Annotated in this window: 17 protein-coding genes and 1 pseudogene; 5 read left to right on the top strand and 13 right to left on the bottom strand. The window is 68.6% G+C overall.

The features are described from left to right. Nucleotides 1–104: 104 nt before the first annotated feature. The 9 genes from ACIBW9_RS21555 to ACIBW9_RS21515 all read right to left on the bottom strand — a co-directional run bounded on the left by ACIBW9_RS21555 (nt 105) and on the right by ACIBW9_RS21515 (nt 10,958). Nucleotides 105–1,082 (bottom strand): ABC transporter permease, encoded by a 978-nt coding sequence (locus ACIBW9_RS21555; protein WP_398957285.1) that lies wholly within the window; start codon nt 1,080–1,082, stop codon nt 105–107. Next, on the bottom strand, nt 1,075–1,998 hold the full coding sequence (locus ACIBW9_RS21550; protein WP_398957283.1) for an ABC transporter permease: 924 nt from the start codon (nt 1,996–1,998) through the stop codon (nt 1,075–1,077). Before ACIBW9_RS21550 ends, ACIBW9_RS21555 begins: the two co-directional genes overlap by 8 nt. Nucleotides 1,999–2,004: 6 nt before the next feature. Further along, nucleotides 2,005–3,639 carry an ABC transporter substrate-binding protein gene (locus tag ACIBW9_RS21545; protein ID WP_398957280.1) on the bottom strand — a complete coding sequence of 545 codons (1,635 nt, stop codon included), beginning with the start codon at nt 3,637–3,639 and terminating at the stop codon, nt 2,005–2,007. A 105-nt stretch (nt 3,640–3,744) separates the two neighbouring features. Then, nucleotides 3,745–4,623, bottom strand: a complete 879-nt coding sequence (locus tag ACIBW9_RS21540; RefSeq protein WP_398957278.1) for a GNAT family N-acetyltransferase — start codon at nt 4,621–4,623, stop codon at nt 3,745–3,747. A 115-nt stretch (nt 4,624–4,738) separates the two neighbouring features. Continuing rightward, nucleotides 4,739–5,860, bottom strand: a complete 1,122-nt coding sequence (locus ACIBW9_RS21535) for an ABC transporter ATP-binding protein (RefSeq protein ID WP_398957276.1) — start codon at nt 5,858–5,860, stop codon at nt 4,739–4,741. Nucleotides 5,861–5,871: 11 nt separating this feature from the next. After that, nucleotides 5,872–6,933, bottom strand: coding sequence for an ABC transporter ATP-binding protein (locus ACIBW9_RS21530; protein WP_398957274.1), 1,062 nt, complete (start codon nt 6,931–6,933; stop codon nt 5,872–5,874). Nucleotides 6,934–6,955: 22 nt separating this feature from the next. Further along, nucleotides 6,956–7,936: an ABC transporter permease gene (locus tag ACIBW9_RS21525; protein ID WP_398957272.1), complete on the bottom strand. Its 981-nt coding sequence runs from the start codon at nt 7,934–7,936 to the stop codon at nt 6,956–6,958. 94 nt (nt 7,937–8,030) lie between these two features. Next, nucleotides 8,031–9,842: an ABC transporter substrate-binding protein gene (locus tag ACIBW9_RS21520; protein WP_398957270.1), complete on the bottom strand. Its 1,812-nt coding sequence runs from the start codon at nt 9,840–9,842 to the stop codon at nt 8,031–8,033. 81 nt (nt 9,843–9,923) lie between these two features. After that, nucleotides 9,924–10,958, bottom strand: coding sequence for an ABC transporter permease (locus tag ACIBW9_RS21515; protein ID WP_398957268.1), 1,035 nt, complete (start codon nt 10,956–10,958; stop codon nt 9,924–9,926). 605 nt (nt 10,959–11,563) lie between these two features. On the opposite strand from ACIBW9_RS21515, the pseudogene ACIBW9_RS21510 reads away from it, so the two are divergent. Beyond that, nucleotides 11,564–12,135: pseudogene (locus tag ACIBW9_RS21510) on the top strand (VOC family protein); the annotation flags it as partial. Between the two features lie 140 nt (nt 12,136–12,275). On the opposite strand, the gene typA reads toward ACIBW9_RS21510, so the two are convergent. The 3 genes from typA to ACIBW9_RS21495 all read right to left on the bottom strand — a co-directional run bounded on the left by typA (nt 12,276) and on the right by ACIBW9_RS21495 (nt 17,247). Continuing rightward, nucleotides 12,276–14,183 carry a translational GTPase TypA gene (gene typA / locus ACIBW9_RS21505; RefSeq protein WP_398957266.1) on the bottom strand — a complete coding sequence of 636 codons (1,908 nt, stop codon included), beginning with the start codon at nt 14,181–14,183 and terminating at the stop codon, nt 12,276–12,278. 135 nt (nt 14,184–14,318) lie between these two features. Then, the gene (locus tag ACIBW9_RS21500; protein ID WP_398957263.1) at nt 14,319–14,984 is read right to left on the bottom strand and encodes a hypothetical protein; all 666 of its coding nucleotides are present in this window, start codon (nt 14,982–14,984) and stop codon (nt 14,319–14,321) included. 124 nt (nt 14,985–15,108) lie between these two features. Next, nucleotides 15,109–17,247, bottom strand: coding sequence for an ABC transporter family substrate-binding protein (locus tag ACIBW9_RS21495; protein WP_398957261.1), 2,139 nt, complete (start codon nt 17,245–17,247; stop codon nt 15,109–15,111). 332 nt (nt 17,248–17,579) lie between these two features. Between ACIBW9_RS21495 and ACIBW9_RS21490 the strand changes: the two genes are divergently transcribed. Genes ACIBW9_RS21490 through ACIBW9_RS21475 form a run of 4 tightly spaced genes read left to right on the top strand, consistent with a single transcriptional unit; the run spans nt 17,580 to nt 21,438 of the window. Then, nucleotides 17,580–17,870 carry a hypothetical protein gene (locus tag ACIBW9_RS21490; RefSeq protein WP_398957258.1) on the top strand — a complete coding sequence of 97 codons (291 nt, stop codon included), beginning with the start codon at nt 17,580–17,582 and terminating at the stop codon, nt 17,868–17,870. A gap of 19 nt (nt 17,871–17,889) precedes the next feature. After that, a complete protein-coding gene (locus ACIBW9_RS21485; RefSeq protein WP_398957256.1) occupies nt 17,890–18,711 on the top strand; it encodes a hypothetical protein in 822 nt (273 codons plus the stop codon). A 16-nt stretch (nt 18,712–18,727) separates the two neighbouring features. After that, the gene (locus ACIBW9_RS21480; RefSeq protein ID WP_398957254.1) at nt 18,728–20,671 is read left to right on the top strand and encodes a fumarate reductase/succinate dehydrogenase flavoprotein subunit; all 1,944 of its coding nucleotides are present in this window, start codon (nt 18,728–18,730) and stop codon (nt 20,669–20,671) included. Then, nucleotides 20,668–21,438 (top strand): succinate dehydrogenase/fumarate reductase iron-sulfur subunit, encoded by a 771-nt coding sequence (locus ACIBW9_RS21475; RefSeq protein ID WP_398957252.1) that lies wholly within the window; start codon nt 20,668–20,670, stop codon nt 21,436–21,438. The genes ACIBW9_RS21480 and ACIBW9_RS21475 overlap by 4 nt, the downstream gene beginning before the upstream one ends. Nucleotides 21,439–21,460: 22 nt before the next feature. Here the strand turns inward: ACIBW9_RS21475 and ACIBW9_RS21470 are convergent, their stop codons facing one another. Beyond that, nucleotides 21,461–22,633 carry a hypothetical protein gene (locus ACIBW9_RS21470; RefSeq protein WP_398957250.1) on the bottom strand — a complete coding sequence of 391 codons (1,173 nt, stop codon included), beginning with the start codon at nt 22,631–22,633 and terminating at the stop codon, nt 21,461–21,463. Between the last annotated feature and the right edge of the window lie 391 nt (nt 22,634–23,024).

Here is a 23,024-nt window from a genome sequence, read left to right as displayed (position 1 = left end):
GACTGCGGACCGGGCCGGTCCGCAAGGCCCCGAGCCGGGCGGACCTTCACCAGGGCCCGGCACCACACCCGCAGTTCACACGCTTCCAGCGCCATGGCGTCGGCTCACCTCAGCTTCGGGTCGAGGGCGTCGCGAACCGCGTCGCCGAGCATGATGAACGCCAGTACGGTGACCGCCAGCGCGCCGGCGGGCCACAGGAGCATGTGGGGGGCGTTGCGGATGTACGGGGAGGCCGCCGAGATGTCGATGCCCCAGCTGACCGTGGGCGGCTTCAGACCGACGCCGAGGTACGACAGGGTCGCCTCCAGCGCGATGTACGTGCCGAGCGCGATGGTCGACACGACGATCACCGGGGCGATCGCGTTCGGCGTGATGTGCCGCAGCAGGATGCGGGAGTCGGAGGCGCCGAGCGCGCGGGCGGCCTGCACGTAGTCGTTCTGCTTGGCGGTGATGACCGAGCCGCGAGCGATGCGGTAGACCTGCGTCCAGCCGAGCAGCACGATGAACCCGATGACCGGCCAGATGGTGTTGCTGGTCACCACGGAGAGCAGGACGAGTCCGCCGAGCACCACCGGGATCGCGAAGAAGATGTCGGTGATCCGGGACATCAGCGAGTCCCAGCCCCCGCCGAAGTACCCGGCGAGCCCGCCGAGGACCGAGCCGAGCAGCGCGACGCCGAGCGTGGCCAGGACGCCCACGCTGATGGAGATGCGGGTCCCGTACACCGTGCGCGTGTAGACGTCGCAGCCCTGGCCGTCGTAGCCGAAGGGATGCCCGGGCTGGGAGCCCTCCTGGGCCTTGGCGAGGTCGCACTTGAGGGGGTTGCCGGAGGCGATCAGCGACGGCCACAGGGAGATCACGACCAGGAACAGGATCACCAGCGCCGAGACGATGAAGACGGGGTTGCGGCGCAGGTCGCGCCAGGCGTCCGACCACAGGGAGCGCGGCCTGCCCGCGGGTCCCGTCCCTTCCGGACCGCCGGGCGTCCGCTCCAGGGTCCCCGCCTCGCTCACGGCGAGGTCCATCGCACCGCCCATGCCCGTGGAGGAGACGGCGCCCTCGGACTCGTACTGCTCAGGCATAGCGGATCCTCGGGTCGAGTACGGCGTACAGGAGGTCGACCAGCAGGTTGGCCACCAGGAAGACGAGGACGAGCACGGTCACGAAGCCGACGACGGTCTGGGTGTTCTGGCGCAGGATGCCCTGGTAGAGCTGGTAGCCCACGCCGTGGATGTTGAAGATCCGCTCGGTGACGATCGCGCCGCCCATCAGCGCGCCGATGTCGGTGCCGATGAAGGTGACCACCGGGATCAGCGAGTTGCGCAGCAGATGACGGATGATCACCCGCTGCCTCGGCAGGCCCTTGGCGACGGCCGTGCGGACGTAGTCGGAGCGCCGGTTCTCCGCGATGGAGGTGCGGGTCAGCCGGGTGACGTAGGCCAGGGAGACGGACGCGAGGACCAGGCCCGGCACGATCAGCTCGCTGAAGGTGGCGTCGGGGGAGACCGACGGTTTGATCCAGCCCCACTCGACGCCGAGGAGCAGTTGGAGCAGCAGGCCGGTCACGAAGGTGGGGACGGAGATGACCACCAGGGTGGCCAGCAGGACCGAGGTGTCGACCGGCCGGCCGCGCCGCAGGCCGGTGATCACCCCCAGCGTGATGCCGATGACGATCTCGATGAGGATCGCGACGATCGTCAGCCGGATGGTGACGGGGAACGCCGTCGACATCAGCTCGGTGACCTTCTGGCCGTTGAACGCGGTGCCGAAGTCGCCGGTGAAGACGTTCCCCATGTAGGTCAGGTATTGCTGCCACACCGGCTTGTCGAGGCCGAACTCCCTCTTGAGCTGCGCGGCCGTGGCCGGGTCGCACTGCCGCTCACCGCAGAGTCCCGCGATGGGGTCGCCCATCACGTTCACCATCAGGAAGATCAGCAGCGTGGCCCCGATGAACACCGGGATCATCTGGAGCAGACGCCGGACCACATACCGTCCCATGCGCGCTCAGCCGACCTTGATCTCGTCGTAGACGGGGACGCTGAACGGGTTCAGCGCGACGTTCGAGAGCCGGTCGGACCAGCCCGCGCTGCCGTTCTGGTACCAGAGCGGGATGGCCGCCATGTTGTCGCGCACGACCTTCTCGGCCTTCTGGAAGAGCCCGATCGCCTTGGTGATGTCGGTCTCGGTGTTGGCCTGGTTGACGAGTTTGTCGAAGTCCTTGTCGGACCACTTGCCGTCGTTGGAGGAGGCGTTGGTGTAGTAGAGGGGCTGCAGGAAGTTCTGGATGAGCGGGTAGTCCATCTGCCAGCCGGCCCGGAACGGCCCGGTCAACTTGCGCTGCCCGATCTGGTTGCGGAAGTCCGCGAAGGTGCCGACCGGGTTGCCCACGCAGGCCTTGTCGTTGCCGAGCGCGTTGTTGATGGAGTTGCAGACGGCGTCCACCCACTCCTTGTGGGAGCCCGTGTCCGCGTTGTACGAGATCTTCACCTGGCCGCCGGGCAGCCCGCCGCCCTCCTGGATCAGCTTCTTCGCCTCAGCGGGGTCGTACTCGCAACTGCTCCCGCACAGCCCGTCCTGGAAGCCGCCCTTCGTACCGAGGACCGGGGAGGTCCAGTCACCGGCCGGGGTACGGGTCTTCTGGAAGATCGTGTCGGTGATCTGCTTGCGGTTGATCGCCCTGGACAGGCCCTCGCGGACCTTCACCGAGCCGCTCTTGTTCCAGTTCGGGTCGTAGAACGGGAAGGCGAGTGTCTGGATGATGCCGGCGGGCGTGCTGAGGTACCGGTCGCCGAGGTCGGCCTTGACGTTCTTGAGCTGGGCGGCCGGGACGTCGTCCACCAGGTCGAGGTTGCCGGCCATCAGGTCGGTGTAGGCGGTGTTGTTGTCGGTGTAGACCTTGAGGTCCACGCCGCCGTTCTGCGCCTTGTCCGCGCCGGGGTACCCGTCCCACTTCCTCAGGGACATCTTCGAGCCCTTGGTGTACGACTGCACGATGTACGGCCCGTTGCCGACCGGCTTCTTGATCCAGGCGGCGTGGTCGGAGAAGAAGGCCGCGGGCAGCGGGGCGAAGGCCGCGTAGCCGAGGGTGTCCGGGAAGGTCGAGAACTTCTGGGTGAGCTTGACGGTGAAGGTCTGGGGGCCGGTGACCTTGAGGCCGGAGAGCGTGTCTGCGGTCTGCTTGCCGGTGTCGGGGTGGACCTTGTCGTAGCCCTCGATGTACCCGAAGAAGTACGCGTTCTTCTGCTTGTTCTTGAGGCTGGCGCCGTAGTTCCAGGCGTCCACGAAGGACTTCGCGGTGACGGCCTCGCCGTTGCTGAACTTCCAGCCGCTCCTGACGGTGACCGTGAAGTTCTGCGAGTCCGTGGTGTCGATCTTCTCGGCGAGCATGTCCTTGGCGGCGCCGGTCTTCGGGTCGTACCGCTTCAGCCCCCGGAAGATCATGTCGAGGACCTTGCCGCCCTGCACCTCGTTGGTGTTGGCCGGCTCCAGCGGGTTCTGCGGGTCCCCCCAGGAGGAGCTGAGCACGGCACCGCTGTCACTCCCGCCCCCGCCCCCGCTGCTGCCGCCGCCGCAGCCCGTCGCGGCGAGGGCGAGCGCCGCGGCGCCTGCGGCCCATTTGGCGTGGGTGGCTGCGGGCATGGGGAGCCTCCTCGGGGATACTGTCCGTTACCGGTCAATATCGGGTCCGAGAAGGCACACCGCACTCGCACGCCGCCCGTTGGGGGAATGCGCCGTCCGGATGGGTCAGGTTCCTCCGCACCCGGTCCGGGAGAGGTCGTACCCGGTGAAGTCCGCGACGAGGGCGTATCCGATGCGCTGGTAGAGCGCGTTGCTGGTGCGGTTGGCCGGATCGGCGAACAGCACCACCTCCGTCGCACCCGCGGCCAGCGCGGCCCTGCTCACCTCGACCGTCACCGCGCCCGCGTACCCACGACCCCGCAGGTGTGCGGGCGTGTAGACGGGGTCCACCCGGACCATGCCGGCCACCATGGGGTTCGCGCCCGCCATGGAGACGGGCGTGCCGTCCGGGGTCTCCCAGAACGTATAGCGCTTCTCGGCGAAGCGTGTGCCTGCCCAGGAAGCGGAGTCGACGGTGACGGCCTCCCCGACATCCGCGGCGAACTCACGGCACCAGCGCATCACCTGCTCATGGTCTCCCTCGCCCACGAGCCGCCCCCGGCCCTCCGGGACCGGCTCCGGCGGGGTGAGCGTGCCGAGTCGGTACAGAACGGCCCGCCAGTCGCGTACCGGCGCTGCGCCCGTGTGCCGTTTCCATGCCTCGGCGAAAGCCGTGGCGGTGTCGTGGTCCGAGGTGACGCCGGAGAAGGTGTGGCCGAGGCCGGCCAGGTGGGCGGCGAGCGTGTCGGCCTGTCCTGCGGAGAGGGTGGTGAGGGTCAGGCGGCCGCGCGGAGTGCGGTAGCAGACGGCCCGGACCTCGCCCTCCGACTCCAGTCGGCCGAAGACCGGGGCCTCGGCGCCGGACGCGTCCGTGCCGTTTTTTCTCAGTTTCTCGAGCGTCGTCAGCGGTGTGTTGTGCATGACGGGGCGCGAGCGCAGAAAGTCCCCTGCTCGGGCGAGGAAGTCGTCGATGTCCTCGGTGAGTTGCCAGTCGTCCGGGCTCATGCTTCATGGTCCCCGAAGCACTCGACTTCCCGCAGCACGATTCATGGGGCGGCGGGGCCTGACGCTCCCCGCCGCCCCTGAGATCATCTCCGCGGTACGGCCGACCAGTTGGAGGTCACTGTTCGGTGTCCTCCTCCAGCGCCGCCAGCGCCGGGTCCAGCACGATGTCCTCCGCACGCGCCTCGATGGTCGGCTCCTCCGGGAAGTGGCAGGCCGTCAGGTGGCCTTCCCGGTTGCCGGAGAGCTGGATCAGCGGGGGCTCCTGGGTCGCGCACTTGTCCTGCGCCTTCCAGCAGCGGGTACGGAAACGGCACCCGGAGGGCGGGGCGATGGGCGACGGGACGTCGCCCGCCAGGCGGATGCGCTCGCGCTGGCCGGTGTCCTCTCCGCTCAGGCTCACCTCGGGAACGGCGGACAGCAGGGCGTGGGTGTACGGGTGGCGGGGGCGGGTGTAGATGGACTCGCGGTCGCCCACCTCGATGATCTTGCCGAGGTACATCACGGCCACGCGCTGCGAGAAGTGCCGTACGACAGCGAGGTCGTGGGCGATGAACAGGAACGCGATGCCGAGTTCGTCCTGCACCTTCTGGAGCAGGTTCACCACCTGGGCCTGGATCGACACGTCCAGGGCCGACACCGGCTCGTCCGCGACGATCAGCTTCGGTTCGAGCGCCAACGCCCGCGCCACGCCGATGCGCTGACGCTGGCCGCCGGAGAACTCGTGCGGGAAGCGGTTGTAGTGCTCGGGGTTCAGACCGACGATCTCGAGCAGCTCACGTACGCGCTTCTCACGGCCGCCCTCGGGCTCGATGCCGTTGATCTCCATCGGACCGGAGATGATCTTGCCGACCGTCTGCCGCGGGTTGAGCGACGAGTACGGGTCCTGGAAGATCATCTGGATCTCGGAGCGGATCGGCGCCAGCTCCTTGCGCGAGGCGTGCGTGATGTCCTGGCCGCGGTAGGAGATCTTGCCGCCGGTGGGTTCCATCAGCCGGGTGATCAGCCGGCCGGTGGTCGACTTGCCGCAGCCCGACTCCCCCACCAGGCCGAAGCTCTCACCGACGTGCACGGTGAGGTCGAGACCGTCGACGGCCTGCACGGCGCCGACCGTACGGCGGATCGGGAAACCGCCCTTGATCGGGAAGTGCTTGGTCAGGCCGGTGACTTCGAGCAGCGGTTCCCCGCTCGGGCCGGTGCCCGCGTCGCGGGGGGCGGGAAGGACGAGGTCCTCTGTCATGACGTGTCCTCCTAGCCCAGACGGGGCTTGATCTCTTCGACGAAGATGGTGTGCTTCTGCTCCGCCGTGAGGTGGCACGCCGAGGCGCGGTCCGGGGCGAGCAGCGGGCGCTCGGTGACGCAGAGGTTGCCGCCGACCCGGTCCTGGAAGGTGCAGCGCGGGTGGAAGCGGCAGCCGGAAGGCGGCGTGAGCAGCGAGGGCGGGGCGCCGGGGATCGGCGCGAGCGGGGCGGCGAGGTCGGAGTCGATGCGCGGCATGGAGTTCAGCAGACCCCAGGTGTAGGGGTGCTGCGGCGCGCGCATCACCTCGTTCACCGTGCCGCGCTCGATCGCGCCGCCCGCGTACATCACCATGATGTCGTCGGCCATGTCGGCGATGACACCCAGGTCGTGGGTGATGAAGATGATCGCCGAGCCGAACTCCTGCTGGAGGTCCTTCAGCAGATCGAGGATCTGGGCCTGGACCGTCACGTCCAGGGCCGTCGTCGGCTCGTCGGCGATCAGCAGGTCGGGGTCGCAGACCAGTGCCATGGCGATCATCGCGCGCTGGCGCATACCGCCGGAGAACTGGTGCGGGTATTCCTTCGCCCGCTCCTTGGGGTTCGGGATGCCGACCTTGCCGAGCATCTCGACCGCCCGGTCCCAGGCCGCCTTCTTCGAGGCCCCGGTGTGCTTCCTGAACGGCTCGGCGATCTGCCGGCCCACCGTGTAGTACGGCGAGAGCGCGGTGAGCGGGTCCTGGAAGATCATGGCGACCTTGTTGCCGCGCAGCTTCTCCAGCTCCGACTCCCGGGCGGTGGTGAGCTCCTTGCCCTCCAGCAGGATCTCGCCCTCGACGGTGGTGAACATCGGGTTGTGCAGGCCGAGGATCGTCAGGTTGGTGACGGACTTGCCGGAGCCCGACTCGCCGACGATGCCGAGGGTCCGGCCCCGCTCCAGGTCGAAGGAGAGGCCGTTGACGGCCTTCACGACGCCGTCCTCGGTCTTGAAGCTGACGTGCAGGTCCCGCACGGAGAGGAAGTGCCCCGCGTCGGCCGGCACGGGGGCGCCGGCTTCCTTGGTCATAGTGGTCACGACAGTGCTCCTCTTACCCTGCCTAGGACAGCCGCACGCGCGGGTCGATGAAGGCGTAGCAGGCGTCGACGATGATGTTGAACAGCAGGATCATGGCGGCGGAGAACAGCATCACGCCCAGCAGCATCGGCAGATCGCTGAACTGCACGGACTCCACGGCCAGTCGGCCGAGGCCGGCCAGTCCGAAGGTGTACTCCGTGATGATGGCGCCGCCGAGCAGCGAGCCGAGGTCGATGCCGAAGATGGTGACGATCGGGATCAGCGAGCCGCGCCAGGCGTAGCGGAAGAAGACGTACCGGCGCGACATGCCCTTGGCGCGGGCGGTGCGCACGTGCTCCTCCTGGAGCTGCTCGATCATCGCCGAGCGCGCCATACGGGTGTACTGCGAGGCGAAGATCGTGGACAGCACCACCCACGGGATGATCAGCCCGGTGAACCAACTGACCGGGTTCGCGGTGAAGTCGTTGTAGACGGGCTTGTCGAAGAGGTGGGACTGGTAGACGAGGATCGAGAGCAGCAGCGGGCCGATGAAGTAGATCTGCAGCGAACCGATCACCATCGACCCCGCGGTGACCGACTTGTCGAACAGTGTTCCCCGCTTCCAGGCGGCGAGCATGCCGGTGCCCAGACCCACGATCAGGAAGACCACCGCGGCACCCAGGGTGAGCGAGATGGTGGTGGGCAGGCGGTCCATCATGGTCGCCCAGACCTGGTCGTTGGTGTGGTACGAGTACCCGAAGCAGGGGGCCGGGCAGGGGCCCTGGGCGAACTGGTTGCTGCCGAGGACGAGGTTCTTCAGGAAGATCCAGTACTGCTCGGGGATCGACTTGTCCAGGCCGAGCACATGGTGGATGTTCGCGAGACTGGTCGGGTTGCAGGTCTTGCCGCACATCAGCAGCGCCGGATCACGAGGCATCCCGAAGAACAGCAAGAACGTCACGATGCTCAACAGGAAGAGGATGACGACGGCACCGAGGGTCCGGCGGACGAGGAAGCGCAGCATGACAGGGGCAGCTCTCTGACGTCAGCGGGCCGGGCGGTACCCGGTGCGACCACCGCGCTAGGCGGACGCACCGGGTACCGGTCGGACAGAGGGGTTACTTGATGAAGAGACGACGCGGGTCGATACCGCCGATGACGTCGTCGTAGACCAGGCCGCCGACCTTGGAGCCGGAGATCTGGACCTGCTTGTAGTAGATGGTCGGGACGGCGTTGATGACGTCCTTGGCCAGATACTGGTCGATCTTCTCCCAGGCCTCGGCCGACTTGACCGGGTCCGCGATCTTGTTCGCGGCGTCGATGTCGGCGTTCACCTTGGGGTCGTTGACGTGCGAGTAGTTCGGCGAGCCGTCGGCGATCGTGCGGCCGTCGAACACCGGCGGGATCACGGTCGAGGCGGACGGCCAGTCGGCGCCCCAGGCGGAGGCGTAGATGTCGTAGTTGTTGTTGACCTTGCCGACCTGGTCGTAGTACGTCTCGGCCGGGATGTCCTGGCGCTGCACGTTGAACCCGGCGTTCTTCAGGGCCGCGGCGATGGCCGTGGAGTACTGCTGCCCCTCGGGCGTGTTCTGGTAGCCGTAGGTCAGCTTCAGGCCGAGCTTGCCGGCCTTCTTCAGCAGCGCCTTGGCCTTGGCCGCGTCACCGCCGGGGTTCTTCTTCTTGCCCCACGGGTCGAAGGAGGCGTCGTAGCCGCTGACGGTCGGGCTGATGAAGCCGCCGGCGACCTCCGCGGCCGAGCTGCCGCCGAAGGCACGGACGATCGGCGTGATCGGCAGGGCGTAGGCGATGGCCTCACGAACCGTCTTGTCCTGCAGCGGCGCGTGCTTCATGTTGATGTTGATCTGGCCGACGTAGGGCTGGTAGCCCGAGACCGTACGGGCCTTGATCGCCGCGTTGCCGCCGAGGACCGCGTTGATGTTGCCCGCGTCCACCGAGTTGTTGAAGCTGACGCCGGTCTTGTCGGCACCGGTGTCCGCGAGGAGCGCCTTGGTGGAGCCCTCGTACTGGACGTTGAAGGTGAAGTTGAACTGGTCCACGTACTGGTTGCGGATCGGGTCCGTCTGCGGGTCCCAGTTGGTGTTCTTGACCAGCACCATCGACTTGCCGGACTTGAACGACTGGATCTTGTACGGACCGGTCGCGATCGGGGCCTTGTCGTACTTCTGCTGAGTGTCACCCTTCTTGGACACCACCGCGTAGCCCGCCATGGCGAGGGCGTACGGCAGGTCGGGGTGCGGCTTCTGGAAGTGGAAGACGATGGTCTTGGCGTCCGGCGTCTCGAGGACGCTGTCGGGCAGGTGCTTGCCCTTGTACGGGCCGTCCGGCAGCAGCTTGCGGTAGTCGGAGCCGGAGGTGTTGGCCATCCACTGCTGGATGTACGTCGGGCCCTGGTTGATGAAGGGCGCGAACAGGCGCTCGAAGGTCTGCCGGAAGTCCGCCGAGGTGATCGGCGTACCGTCCTGGAACTTGATGCCGTCCTTGAGGGTGTACTTCCAGGTCTTGCCGCCGTCCGTGGTGGTACCGGAGTCGGTGGCGAGGTCGCCGACGACCTCGTGCTTGCTGCCGTCGTTGCTGGTGGCCTTGTAGCCGGTGAGCCCTCGGAAGAGCAGCGTGGCCAGCGAGCCCTCGTCGGAGACGTATATCTGCCCCGGGTCGAGGTGGGCGTAGGAGTCGCGCTGCAGCACCTCCATGGTGCCGCCCTTCTTGGCGCCCGGTACGGCGGCGGCCGGACCCTGCGAGTCCGACGCGTTGCCGAACTTGATGGACGCCTGCTGCTGCTTGGCGTTCTGCTGGTCCTTCTTCTCGTTGTCGCTGGCGTTGCTGCCGCCCTTGCTGCAGCCGGTGAGCACGAGTGCCCCCGCCGCGAGCACGGAGAGCGCGGCGTATGTCTGGCGTCCGCCCCTACTCATCACTGAAGTCTCCACCCATCTGTGTGTCGCCTGATGCGAAGAAATTGCTGTGTATCCGGGCGAGGACGCCCAAACTCTCGGTCAGCGCGCTGCCCTGGGATCGAAGGCGTCCCTGACCGAGTCCCCGAGCAGGTTGAACGCGACGACGAAGATGACCATCGAGACGCCGGGGAAGATCATGTAGGTGATGTCGTTCTGCAAGACGAGTTCGGTCGACGCCTTGGAGAACATCTGGCCCCAGTCGGGGGTCGGTTCGACGATGCCGACGCCGAGGAAGGACAGTCCCGCCTCCGCCGTCACGAAGCTCGGCAGCATGTACGTCGACTGCACGAGGATCGGCGTCACCACGTTCGGCAGGAGCTCCTTGCGGATGATCCGCCAGGGAGAGGCTCCGCTGACCTTCGCCGCCTCGATGAACTCCCTCTCGCGCAGGGCGAGAGTGGTGCCGCGCAGGATGCGGGCGAGGCTCATCCAGCCGAGGAACCACTGGACGAGGATGAGCGCGACCACCCGCACATACGTCGGTGTCTCGTCGCGCGGGCTGACGAAGAGCGAGACCACCACGGGCATGCTGGCGATGAAGAACAGCTGCGAGGGGAAGGCCAGCAGGAAGTCGATGACCCGGCCGATCCAGTAGTCGGTCCTGCCGCCGAGGTAGCCGGCCGCGATGCCCAGCACGATGCCCGTCAGCACCGTGGCGACCGTCACCGCGAGGGAGATCATCAGCGAGGTGCGGATGCCGTAGATCAGCTTGGTGAACACGTCGTACCCGTTGCCGGGTTCGAGTCCGAACCAGAACTCGCTGCTGATGCCGCCGTTGGGCTGTACCGGTACACCCGCGCTGTCGAAGAGCTCCGGGCGCACGTCGGCGTAGATGGTGTACGGGTTCTTGCCGTACAGCTTCGCGATCAGCGGCGCGGCGGCCGCGACGACGAAGAAGAAGAGCACGACGAACGCCGAGATGACGCCGGTGCGGTCGCGCTTGAAGCGGATCCACATCAGCTGGCCGGGCGAGCGGCCCTCGAGCTTGGCCGCCGCGGCCTCCTTCGGAGGCTGGGGGGCGCCGTCGACGACGACCGACGTACCGCCGCCGTCAACCTCGATAGGACTGGTCACAGTTGGTCCATTTCAACAGGTGTGGGTGTGCCGAGCCGAGGGCCGCCGCAGGGTGTGCGCGACCACGGACCGATTCATGAAGAAGTGTCGAAGCTCCCGAGGAAGCGAGAAATCCGCAGCCGGACGCGCGTAGGCGCTGGCCCGCGCTGAACGGCCGTCGAATCCCTCAGAGTGAACCGCCGCAACCAGCAGGGCAGTTGCCCACCACGGGCGGCGTGGCCCACCTGGTGCTCATGACACCGCACATGGGGCTCCTCCTCATGACTCCACGTGTTCACCGACAGGCAGGGCATATGTCTGGCCTCCGCCACCCCTGACGGACAGTCAGACATCCCTTGTGCTCGCGAGCCCACGCTGCCCCCACAGTGCGAGACCCGTCGACCCGAGCGCTACGCGCCTAACTATCTGCCATGAGCCATAGCCGAACCACACTCATAAGGTCTCGGTTCGATCACACCTTACGCGTACATCTTCCAAAATCCGGACAAAGGGTTTGCCGAAAGATCCCTGCGAAACGGACTTGTTACACACCTATCGGACCTCCCTGTCCGTATACCGAACGCGAAGCGCATGAAAAATGAGTTGCGGATCTACGGCCACTGTGCATGGACCGTGGGGTCCATCACATTCGGTCACCGGGCCGAGGGCCCGGGGCCGTTCACATCGCTCTCATGGCGGATGGCCAGAACTCACGCTGGCAGGAGCCTAGACCGGTTCGATCCGCCTTTACGGATCCGGAACGAGAACTAGGGTTTTCCCTACCTCTGTCTGAACACCGGGGGGTGCTGGCTGACATGGACGGACGCACCGAGCACGAGCCCGGCACTCCACGGATGGCCAGAAACGACTGGTGGGGCGTCGTGCTCGAAGCGCCCGATCCGCAGGCGCCGGCACGCTTCTACGCGGACCTGCTGGGCTGGGAGATCGCCAAGGAAGACCCTGACGGGCGGCCGTCGCGCCGTCAGAGGGTGTGGCCTCCATCGCCTTCCAGCGCGCGGACGGGTATGTCCCTCCGGTCTGGCCCGCCCAGGACGGCGCTCAGCGGATCACGATGCACCTCGACTTCGAGGTCGTCGATCTGCAGGAGACCGTGGCGCACGCGCTCGCACTGGGCGCGCGGGAAAGCGGCCACCAGCCGCAGGACAACGTGAGAGTGCTGCTCGACCCGGCGGGGCATCCTTTCTGCCTGTACCGGGACGGCAGCGGTGCTTGGCGCGGCAGCGCGGTCGAGCGGGGAACGAGCTTTCCGAGTCATCCGGGCATGTGGATGCCGGGCCGGCTCCAACGGAGTGGCCCGGCATCCACATGCCCTCGAGGTCAGCCGTGCTTGGCGCGGCTCGCCGCGCGGGCGCGCTCGCGGGCGTCCAGGTTCACCTTGCGGATGCGGACCGCCTCCGGGGTGACCTCCACGCACTCGTCGTCGCGGCAGAACTCCAGCGACTGCTCGAGGGAGAGCTTGCGCGGCGGGACGATCGACTCGGCCACATCGGCCGTGGACGACCGCATGTTGGTGAGCTTCTTCTCCTTGGTGATGTTGACGTCCATGTCGTCGGAGCGCGAGTTCTCGCCGACGATCATGCCCTCGTAGACCTCGGTGCCCGGCTCGACGAAGAGCACTCCGCGCTCCTGGAGGTTGGTCATCGCGAACGCGGTGACGGCACCGGCGCGGTCGGCCACCAGGGAGCCGTTGTTACGGGTCTGCAGGGCGCCGAACCAGGGCTCGTGGCCCTCGTGGATGGAGTGGGCGATGCCCGTGCCGCGGGTGCTGGTGAGGAACTCCGTGCGGAAGCCGATCAGACCGCGCGAGGGCACCACGAACTCCATGCGGACCCAGCCCGAGCCGTGGTTGGACATGTTGTCCATGCGGCCCTTGCGGACGCCCATCAGCTGGGTGACCGCGCCCATGTGCTCCTCGGGCACGTCGATCGTCATGCGCTCGACCGGCTCGTAGACCTTGCCGTCGACGTCCTTGGTGACGACCTGCGGCTTGCCGACGGTCAGCTCGTAGCCCTCCCGGCGCATGGTCTCGACCAGGATGGCGAGCGCGAGCTCACCACGGCCCTGGACCTCCCAGGCGTCCGGACGCTCGGTCTCCAGCACGCGCAGCGAGACGTTACCGATCAGCTCGCGGTCGAGGCGGTCCTTGACCTGGCGGGCGGTCACCTTGCGGTCCTTGACGGCCGACTTCGCGTCGGCGCCCTTGCCGGTGCCGCCGCGGCCGACCAACGGCGAGGTGTTGGTGCCGATGGTCATCGAGATCGCGGGCTCGTCGACCGTGATCAGCGGCAGCGGGACCGGGTTCTCGGGGTCGGCCAGGGTCTCGCCGATCATGATGTCCGGGATACCGGCGACGGCACAGATGTCACCGGGGCCGGCCATCTCGGCGGGCTTGCGGGTCAGCGCCTCGGTCATCATCAGCTCGCTGATGCGGACGTTGCTGATGGACCCGTCGCGCTTGATCCACGCGACCGTCTGGCCCTTGCGCAGCTCGCCCTGCTCGACGCGGAGCAGCGCGATACGGCCGAGGAAGTTGTCGGCGTCCAGGTTGGTGACGTGGGCCTGCAGCGGGGCGGCCTCGTCGTAGGTCGGGGCCGGGATGTGCTCCAGGATCGTGGAGAAGAACGGCTCCAGGCTGTTGGAGTCGGCGGGGACGGTGCCGTTCTCCGGCTTGGTGAGCGAGGCGATGCCGTCACGGCCGCAGGCGTAGACGATCGGGAACTCGATCTGCTCCTCGTCCGCGTCCAGGTCGAGGAAGAGGTCGTAGGTCTCGTTGACGACCTCGTCGATACGGGAGTCCGGACGGTCCGTCTTGTTGATGCACAGGATGACGGGCAGCCGCTGCTGGAGCGCCTTGCGCAGCACGAAGCGGGTCTGCGGGAGCGGGCCCTCGGAGGCGTCGACCAGCAGCACCACACCGTCGACCATCGACAGACCGCGCTCGACCTCGCCACCGAAGTCGGCGTGGCCCGGGGTGTCGATGATGTTGATCGTGATCGGCTCGCCGCCGTCCTTGGGGTGGTACTTCACCGCCGTGTTCTTGGCGAGGATCGTGATGCCCTTCTCACGCTCCAGGTCGTTCGAGTCCATCATGCGGTCGTCGACCGAGTCGAGCTGATGGGCGGCGAAGGCACCGGCCTGCTTCAGCATGCCGTCGACGATGGTCGTCTTGCCGTGGTCGACGTGGGCGACGATGGCGACGTTGCGGATGTCGTGGCGCGTGGCCATGAAGGCGTACTCCTGGAGTGTGAGGAAGGCCGACGCGTACGTCTGTGTTACGCGGACCCTGCCGGGCTGGACACGCCACGGCCTTACCCCATGGTACGGGGCCGCCGCGGCGGCGGCTCGCCGGGCGACCGGAGGTCAGGCTTTCCGGGCGGCCCGGGAGCCCGGTTCGCAGGAGAGCCGGGCGGCCTGACGGGCGATCGCGCTGTCGACGGACTCGTCGCAGGAGAGGTTGCCCTGCATGTCAAGCGTCCAGTTCCGCGCGTGGCCCGTCGTCGGCCGGCTGCCGGCGCAGGTGTAGCGGAAGTCTCCCTCCCATTCCCGGACTCCGGCGTACTGCACGGTCTCGCCCGGGCCGGACACCTCGGAGAAGCGGTTGTGCAGGTTCGGCGCCTTCTGGTGCACGTCCGTGAAGGCCCAGGTGTCGCCGTTCACGTCGCCCAGAGTGGCGGCGTCGGAGTCGATCTCACCGATCTTCTTGCCCAGCGAGAAGAGGACCTCGGCCGGGGACAGGGCCGGCCCCTCGGTCCGTACCGACGGCTTCGGGGTGTACACCCGCTCGATCGGGTTCGTCGTCCTGATGGTGCGACCCCCGTTGTTCTCCGGAGCCGAGACGCCGGTCAGGCGGTCGGCATGCTTCACACCTGACCAGGTGAAGGCCCCGTTCGTGCAGGCCTTCGCCACGGCCGGTGCGCTGCTCCTGGCGGCGGCCTTGACGTCCCCGCCACCGCTGCACCCCGCGACCCCCGCCGCCACCGTCACCACGGTCAGCGCCGCAGCCCACCCCCGTGTGATGCCCCGCATGTGCCGCCCCCGTTTCCCCGCGCACGACGCCCGGCGCCCCGCCGCATGATCAGTGGTCGACTCATGCTGTGGGCGCCGGGCGGACACGGCAAGCCTTTTGAGCTGCTCCTGAGCTGCGGCCCCGTCAGCCGCCCGACTTCGCGCTCGCCGAGGGCTTCGCCCCCTTCTTCAGGAAGCCCATGTCCTCGTAGACCGGGGTCTGGAAACCGAAGGAGCCGGCGTTCACCAGGTTCTTGGCCACGGCCGTCAGCTGGGGGCGCTGGTACAGCGGGATGGAGCCGGCGGCGGCCCAGATGCGGGAGTCGGCCTTGCGGATCAGGGAGAGGTTCTCGTCGGTGTCGAGGGTGGCGGCCGCCTGGTCGAAGAGGTGGTCGACCTGGTCGGTGCCGATGCGGGTGTAGTTCTGCTCGACGTCGAGGGAGCCGTCGGCGGCCGGGACCGGCTTGGCGTAGATGGGCCGGGCGTCGGTGGCCGGGAAGGCGGAGGCGGGCCAGGAGTACAGGGCCAGGTCGAACTCCCCGGACGCGATGTGGTCCTTGAAGTAGCTGTCGTCGGAGACCTTGGTGATCCGGGTGCCGATGCCGACCCGCTGCAGCATGGCGCTGATCCGGTCGGCCACGGTCCGCAGGGCCTGCGAGCCGGGTCCCGACGGCAGCACGAAGCGCAGGGTGAGCGGCTTGCCGTCCTTGGCCAGCATCGCCGTGGCGGCGTCGGCCGGGGCCGCGGTGCCCTTGGGGGCGTAGGCGCCGGGAGCGCCGCCGTGCACCGGCTGCCGTCCGGCGTACTTGCCGTCCGCGAGGTGCGTGCCGCCGCCCTTGGCCTTCTCGTCCTTCTTGCTGTGGTCCTTGGGGTCCTTGTCGTGGCCGCTCTTGCTGTCGCCGTTGTCGTCCTCGCCGACGATGTACGTCCCGTCGTCGCCGCCCTCGGACTCGTCGGCCTTGCGGCCCTTGGGCCCGGCGGCCTTCTCGCCCTTCTGCTTCTTCTTCTCCTCCTTGACCGGACCGCCGCGCACCCATCCGGCGTCCGCGAGCAGCGCCTCGGCCTCCCCGGTGTCCTGACCGCCGAGCGCGCCGCTGTTGTCGGCGTAGGCGGCCTGCCCGGACAGCGCGAGATGGCTGCCGACGGGCACGCCGGGCAGTCCGAGCGGTTTGAGTACGGCCTCGGCGAGCGCCTTGCGGTCGAGGGCGCGAGCCACAGCGCGACGGACGCGCTCGTCCGCGAGCGGGCCCTCGGAGCCGTTGAGGGCGAGCTGGGTGTAGACGGGTTCCAGCGACTTGCGGACCTCGAAACCGCTCAGGCCCTCGGCGTCGGCGGGCAGGGCCTTGGCGGCGGCGCTCCTGGCTTGTGGGCCCGGCAGCGCGGCGGAGCCCTTGGCCCCGGCGGCCGGCGCGATGCGCTGGGCGCCAGACGGGTCGATCTCGGCCAGGTCGACCTCCCCGTCGGCGAGCGCGGCGGGCCGCCTGTCCAGCGGTACGGCCTTCAGGTCGATCTCGGAGAGCTTGGCGGGCTGACCCCACCAGCGCGGGTTGCGGACCAGGCTGACCTGGTTGTTCTTGTGGTCGACCGCCTTCACGGCGAAGGGCCCGGCGGTGACCTTGAGCGTCCTGCGCGCCCCGTCGTTGAAGGAGTCCGGCGTCCCCATGACGTCCTTGGGGTACAGCGGCGAGAACAGCGACTGCCAGTCGGCGTACGGCCGCGCGAAGGTGACCTTGACCTCGAGGTCGTTCGCGCCGCGCTCGATCTTCTCGATGCGGTCGTAGCCGGCGTTGCGGGCGGTCCAGTACGCGGTGTCCTTGCCGGACAGGGCGCGCCACTGGGCGGCGAAGTCGGCGGCGCCGATCTCGCGGCCGTCGCTCCAGACGGCCTGCTGGGCGATCTTGTAGAGCACGACCTGCTTGGGCTCGGTCTGGACGACCTTGGCGGACTCCAGGTAGGCGGAGTTGCGCTGCGGCCGCCCGTTCGCATCCAGCCGGTACATGGACGGGAGGACGGCCTGCGCGACGCGGTTCGTGACCGCGTCGGCGTCCGACTGGAACGTGTTCAGGGTCTCCGGCACGTCGTCCACGGCCCACCGCAGGGTGCCGCCGTCGGCCACCTGCTCCCGCCCGGCGGGCGCGATGTCCGGCCCCGCAAGGGGCTTGCCCGCCTCGTCCTCGGAGCCACAGCCCGCGAGCAGGGGTACCACGAGCACGCCCGCAGCGAGGAAGGCGACCGAGCGCGCGACGGCACCGGGCCTGGTCCGCAGTCTCCCGTGGTGGGACATCTTCGCTACCTCCGAGGCCGCTCCAGCCGGTGACACGGGTGGGGGTCTGATCACATTTGGGCGTATTTTGGAGTTGATCAGATGTACGGCCCCACTGAAGAGGAAAGGGTTCGCCCACCGGGGGTGACACGGCGGCACAGCCGGGCAACCCCACTCGTACGGCCCAATGTGCGCCCCCGGCGCACACAGAGCGCTTGCAGGCGTGCACTGGAGGCGTGCAATCCGCCAATCGCTGCACATCCCTTCCCACCGACAGGTGTGACGCGCAACACTCGCAGGCGCATGAACGTTGCCACCTGAGGCCTGACGGCCCATGGAAGTGAGGTCACGTCATGTCCGTGCAAGACGACCTGACGACAATGCAGCGCTGCCTGGACGACCTGTCCCGGTCGGTGGGCCGCCTGGAGAAGCAGCTGGGCAGCGGCGGTCTGGACATACGCCGCGTCCGCGCCGACGCCGATCACCTGCGGGAGAGCGTCGCGCTCCTGCGCGAGGCGGCGTCGACTCCGAGCGCACCGCGCAAGCCGGAACTCGTCACCATCCCCGACACCCCGTACGACCCCTCGCTGTGGATCGACACGGACGACGAAGGACTCGGCGCCCGCGACCGCCACGCCCCCTGAACCCGACCGGAGTCATGAGTTGGCCACTGGTACGGAACCACATCTGAACAGCGGCGGCGTACGCACCGGTACGCGCGCCGCGATCGACGCCCCGCATCTGCGGACCGACCGCTGGTGGCTGGCTCCGGCCGCCACCGCGGCCGGGTTGCTGGCCTTCATCGTGTACTCGACGTGGCGGGCCTTCGCGAACGCGGACTACTACTCGGCGCCGTATGTCTCCCCGTTCTACTCGCCGTGTCTGGCGGAGAACTGCAAGAACATGCCGTCGGGCCCGAACGCCGACCTCTTCGGGAGCTGGTGGGGCATCTCCCCCGCCATCATCATCCTGATCTTCCCGCTCGGCTTCCGCCTGACCTGCTACTACTACCGCAAGGCCTACTACCGGGGCTTCTGGGCCTCGCCCCCGGCCTGCGCGGTGGCCGAGCCGCACAAGAAGTACACCGGTGAGACCCGCTTCCCGCTGATCCTGCAGAACATCCACCGGTACTTCTTCTACGCGGCGATCCTGGTCGCGGGCGTGCTGACGTACGACACGGTGCTGTCCTTCCGCGACACGCACGAGAACTGGGGCCACATGGGCCTCGGCACCGTCGTGTTCCTGGTCAACATCACGCTGATCTGGGCCTACACGATCTCGTGCCACTCGTGCCGGCACATCGTCGGCGGCAAGCTCAAACACTTCTCCAAGCATCCCGTGCGCTACAAGGCCTGGCAGTTCGTGGGGGAGCTGAATGCCCGTCACATGCTGCTCGCCTGGGCGTCGTTGGTGAGCGTGGCGCTCGCCGACTTCTACGTCTATCTGGTGGCGTCCGGCGCCTTCGACGATCCGCGATTCTTCTGATGAGGGGTGCCTTCTGATGTCCGTGGTCGACCGCCAGGAGTGGGACGTGGTCGTGGTCGGCGCCGGGGGCGCCGGGCTGCGGGCCGCCATCGAGGCGCGCGAGCGGGGCGCCCGCACGGCAGTCATCTGCAAGTCGCTGTTCGGCAAGGCGCACACGGTGATGGCCGAGGGCGGAATCGCGGCGGCGATGGCCAATGTCAACGAGCACGACAACTGGCAGGTGCACTTCCGCGACACCATGCGTGGCGGCAAGTTCCTCAACCAGTGGCGGATGGCCGAGCTGCACGCGCAGGAGGCCCCGGACCGGGTGTGGGAGCTGGAGACCTGGGGCGCCCTCTTCGACCGTACGAAGGCGGGGAAGATCTCCCAGCGCAACTTCGGCGGCCACGAGTACCCGCGCCTCGCGCACGTCGGCGACCGTACGGGCCTCGAACTGATCCGCACGCTCCAGCAGAAGATCGTCTCCCTCCAGCAGGAGGACCACCGCGAGACCGGCGACTACGAGTCCCGGCTGAAGGTCTTCCAGGAGTGCACGGTGACCAGGGTCCTCAAGGACGGCAGCCGGGTCTCCGGTGTCTTCGCCTACGAGCGTGAGACCGGCCGTTTCTTCGTCCTGGAAGCCCCTGCCGTGGTGATCGCGACGGGCGGCATCGGCAAGTCCTTCAAGGTGACGTCGAACTCGTGGGAGTACACGGGCGACGGGCACGCGCTGGCGCTGCTGGCCGGGGCGCCGCTGCTGAACATGGAGTTCGTGCAGTTCCACCCGACGGGGATGGTCTGGCCGCCGTCGGTGAAGGGGATCCTCGTCACGGAGTCGGTCCGCGGCGACGGCGGGGTGCTGAGGAACTCCGACGGCAAGCGGTTCATGTTCGACTACATCCCCGACGTCTTCAAGGAGAAGTACGCGGAGTCGGAGGAGGAGGGCGACCGCTGGTACGAGGACCCGGACAACAACCGGCGTCCTCCCGAACTGCTGCCGCGTGACGAGGTCGCCCGCGCGATCAACTCCGAGGTGAAGGCGGGCCGCGGCTCCCCGCACGGCGGGGTCTTCCTGGACGTGTCGACCCGGATGCCCGCCGAGGTCATCCGGCGCCGGCTGCCGTCCATGTACCACCAGTTCAAGGAACTGGCGGACGTCGACATCACCGCGGAGGCGATGGAGGTCGGGCCGACCTGCCACTACGTGATGGGCGGCATCGCGGTCGAGTCCGACACCGCCGCCGCACGCGGGGTGCCCGGGCTGTACGCGGCCGGCGAGGTCGCGGGAGGCATGCACGGCTCCAACCGGCTCGGCGGGAACTCCCTCTCCGACCTGCTGGTGTTCGGACGCCGGGCGGGCTGGCACGCCGCCGAGTACTCGGCGGCCCTGGCCTTCGAACGCCCCGCCGTCGACGAGGTCCAGGTCGACACCGCGGCCGCGGAGGCGCTGCGCCCCTTCTCCGCCGAGGGTCCCGCGCAGGGCGAGGACGACGGCCGCCCGCCGGAGAACCCGTACACCCTGCACCAGGAACTCCAGCAGACCATGAACGACCTCGTCGGCATCATCCGCCGCGAGGGCGAGATGGAGCAGGCGCTTCAGAAGCTGGCGGAGCTGCGGGTACGGGCCCGCCGGGCCGGTGTCGAGGGGCACCGCCAGTTCAACCCCGGCTGGCATCTCGCGCTGGACCTGCGGAACATGCTGCTGGTCAGCGAGTGCGTGGCCCGGGCGGCCCTGGAACGCACCGAGTCGCGCGGCGGCCACACCCGCGAGGACCATCCGACGATGGACCGCAAGTGGCGCAACATCAATCTGCTGTGCGAGCTGATCGACCCCACGGGCGGCCTTGCGGCGACGGACCCCGTGCAGGGCCAGATCGCCCTCTCCCGTGAGACCACCGAACCCATCCGCGCCGACCTGCTCGCCCTCTTCGACAAGGAGGAGCTGGTCAAGTACCTCGCCGAAGAGGAGCTGTACGAGTGAGCAGCTACGAGGCCCGCTTCAAGGTCTGGCGGGGCGATGTCAAGGGCGGCGGCCTGGAGGACTTCACGGTCGAAGTCAACGAGGGCGAGGTGGTGCTCGACATCATCCACCGCCTCCAGGCCACCCAGGCGCCCGATCTGGCGGTCCGCTGGAACTGCAAGGCGGGCAAGTGCGGTTCGTGCTCCGCCGAGATCAACGGGCGGCCGCGGCTGATGTGCATGACGCGGATGTCGGTGTTCACGCGGGAGGAGACGATCACCGTCACGCCCCTGCGCGCCTTCCCGGTCGTACGGGATCTGGTGACCGACGTCGGGTTCAACTACACCAAGGCGCGCGAGGTGCCCGCGTTCGTGCCGCCGGAGGGTGTGGGGCCCGGCGAGTACCGGATGATGCAGGAGGACGTGGACCGCTCGCAGGAGTTCCGCAAGTGCATCGAGTGCTTCCTGTGCCAGGACACCTGCCATGTGGTGCGCGACCACGAGGAGAACAAGACCGCGTTCGCGGGGCCGCGCTTCCTGATGCGGGTCGCGGAGCTGGACATGCATCCGCTGGACGCGGCGGCCGAGACCGGCCTGGACCGCAAGAAGACGGCCCAGGACGAACACGGGCTCGGCTACTGCAACATCACCAAGTGCTGCACCGAAGTCTGCCCCGAGGGCATCAAGATCACGGACAATGCGCTGATCCCCTTGAAGGAACGGGCGGTCGACCGCAAGTACGACCCGTTGGTGTGGCTGGGGTCGAAGATCAGGCGGCGGTCCTCGTAGGCCTCGGGCGGGACGGCCGGGTTCAGCGGACCCAGCCGTCCCGGTACGCCCTCCAGTCCGCCTCCGTGGCCGCGAAGTCGACGTAGAGCGCGACGCCGAAGCGGGACCGGTCCGCGTCCGTGCGGGACAGGCCGAGGCGGACGCCGCGGACGGCGGCCGATGCGGTCTCGGCATGGTTCCAGTGGCCGAACCGGTTCTCGTGGTAGAAGGGCAGGCCCATCAGCAGGTCGGTCGTGGGCGGGGTGACCTCCAGGGCGAGCGAGGTCTGCTGGGCGACGTAGCCGCCGTACAGGCTCTGCAGCGGCTGCATGGTGTCGTACGACATCACGGCGATCTGGTCGACCCGGCGTGCGACCTGGCCGAAGAACCTCTGCGACCACCACTTCGGGTGTCCGGCGACCGTGCCCCAGAAGGCGTGGAAGCCGGGGAGCGGGTCGATCTGGTGGGCGGCGACGGACAGCAGGGCGTGGTGCGCCCTGGTGACGGAGCGGAGGGAGTCGAGGAGGGTGAGGTAGTTCCGGTCGCCGGAGTGCAGGGGCTCCAGGTCGAAGTGGACGCCGTCGAAGCCGGCCGCGAGGATCTCGCGGGTGGAGGCGACGACGGCCGCACGGGTCGCCGGCCGCTCCAGGCGCATGCCCGTCGGGCCCTCGGTCGCGAGTACGTCGCCGAGCCAGGCCTGGACGCGGAGCCGCGGCGCTCGGCCGTGCAGGGTTTTGATGAGCCAAGTCGCCTTGCTGTACGCGGACTTGGGGAGGGTGCCGTTGTGCTCCAGGGGGCCTGCGTGGACGTACAGGTCGCGGATGCCGGTGGTCTTCAGGCGGTCGGCGAGGGCTGTGACGTCGGCGTCGGTCTTGCGGCCGTCGACCCAGGCGTGGCCCAGCCAGATGGCGTCGCGGTTTCTGGTGTACGTGCCGTCCTTGGGGTCGCCGGTGTAGTTGAGGCGAAGGGCGGATTCGGCGGTGAGGAGGGGGACGAGGAGGGCCAGGACCACGGCGAGGGCCAGACGTCGCCATCGACGGGCCGACGGCTGTCTCGCCTCGGCTTCGCCATCGGCCTTCTCGTTCCCACCCGCACCACCCGTACTACTTTCGTCGTCGGGTGCGGGTGGCCCCAGTGGGGGGTTCTCACCGTCGGCGACTGCGGGAGCGTGCGGGGGCGCGTGCGGCTCCTCCCTGACGGATGCGGGCGACCCCAACGGGGCGTCCCCGCCGCCGGCGGCCGCGGGAGTGCGCGCAGGCGCGAGCGATTCCTCTCCGGCGGATGCGGGCGACCCCAACGGGGCGTCCCCGCCGTCGGCGGCCGCGGGAGCGTGCGAAGGCGCGAGCGATTCCTCTCCGGCGGATGCGGGCGACCCCAACGGGGCGTCCCCGCCGTCGGCGGCCGCGGGAGCGTGCGAAGGCGCGAGCGATTCCTCTCCGGCGGATGCGGGCGACCCCAACGGGGCGTCCCCGCCGTCGGCGACTGCGGGAGCATGCCGGGTCGGGAACGGATCCCCTGTGACGGATGCGGGTGGCACCAGTTGGACACCCTCACCGTCGGCGGCCACGAGAGCACGCCTGGGCGCGAGCGCCTCCTCCCCGGCGGAT

Origin of the sequence: Streptomyces sp. NPDC049541 (assembly GCF_044465725.1) — a bacterium.
In the GTDB taxonomy this organism is placed as follows: domain Bacteria; phylum Actinomycetota; class Actinomycetes; order Streptomycetales; family Streptomycetaceae; genus Streptomyces.
The sequence above is the reverse complement of the archived record's forward strand: the minus strand, read 5'-3'. Positions and strand labels throughout refer to the sequence as shown.

What these genes read in the sequence shown, in the direction of transcription:
- ACIBW9_RS21555 (WP_398957285.1), bottom strand. Translation starts at nt 1,082, where the DNA reads ATGCCTGAGCAGTACGAGTCCGAGGGCGCCGTCTCCTCCACGGGCATG.
- ACIBW9_RS21550 (WP_398957283.1), bottom strand. Translation starts at nt 1,998, where the DNA reads ATGGGACGGTATGTGGTCCGGCGTCTGCTCCAGATGATCCCGGTGTTC.
- ACIBW9_RS21545 (WP_398957280.1), bottom strand. Translation starts at nt 3,639, where the DNA reads ATGCCCGCAGCCACCCACGCCAAATGGGCCGCAGGCGCCGCGGCGCTC.
- ACIBW9_RS21540 (WP_398957278.1), bottom strand. Translation starts at nt 4,623, where the DNA reads ATGAGCCCGGACGACTGGCAACTCACCGAGGACATCGACGACTTCCTC.
- ACIBW9_RS21535 (WP_398957276.1), bottom strand. Translation starts at nt 5,860, where the DNA reads ATGACAGAGGACCTCGTCCTTCCCGCCCCCCGCGACGCGGGCACCGGC.
- ACIBW9_RS21525 (WP_398957272.1), bottom strand. Translation starts at nt 7,936, where the DNA reads ATGCTGCGCTTCCTCGTCCGCCGGACCCTCGGTGCCGTCGTCATCCTC.
- ACIBW9_RS21520 (WP_398957270.1), bottom strand. Translation starts at nt 9,842, where the DNA reads ATGAGTAGGGGCGGACGCCAGACATACGCCGCGCTCTCCGTGCTCGCG.
- typA (WP_398957266.1), bottom strand. Translation starts at nt 14,183, where the DNA reads ATGGCCACGCGCCACGACATCCGCAACGTCGCCATCGTCGCCCACGTC.
- ACIBW9_RS21500 (WP_398957263.1), bottom strand. Translation starts at nt 14,984, where the DNA reads ATGCGGGGCATCACACGGGGGTGGGCTGCGGCGCTGACCGTGGTGACG.
- ACIBW9_RS21495 (WP_398957261.1), bottom strand. Translation starts at nt 17,247, where the DNA reads ATGTCCCACCACGGGAGACTGCGGACCAGGCCCGGTGCCGTCGCGCGC.
- ACIBW9_RS21490 (WP_398957258.1), top strand. Translation starts at nt 17,580, where the DNA reads ATGTCCGTGCAAGACGACCTGACGACAATGCAGCGCTGCCTGGACGAC.
- ACIBW9_RS21480 (WP_398957254.1), top strand. Translation starts at nt 18,728, where the DNA reads ATGTCCGTGGTCGACCGCCAGGAGTGGGACGTGGTCGTGGTCGGCGCC.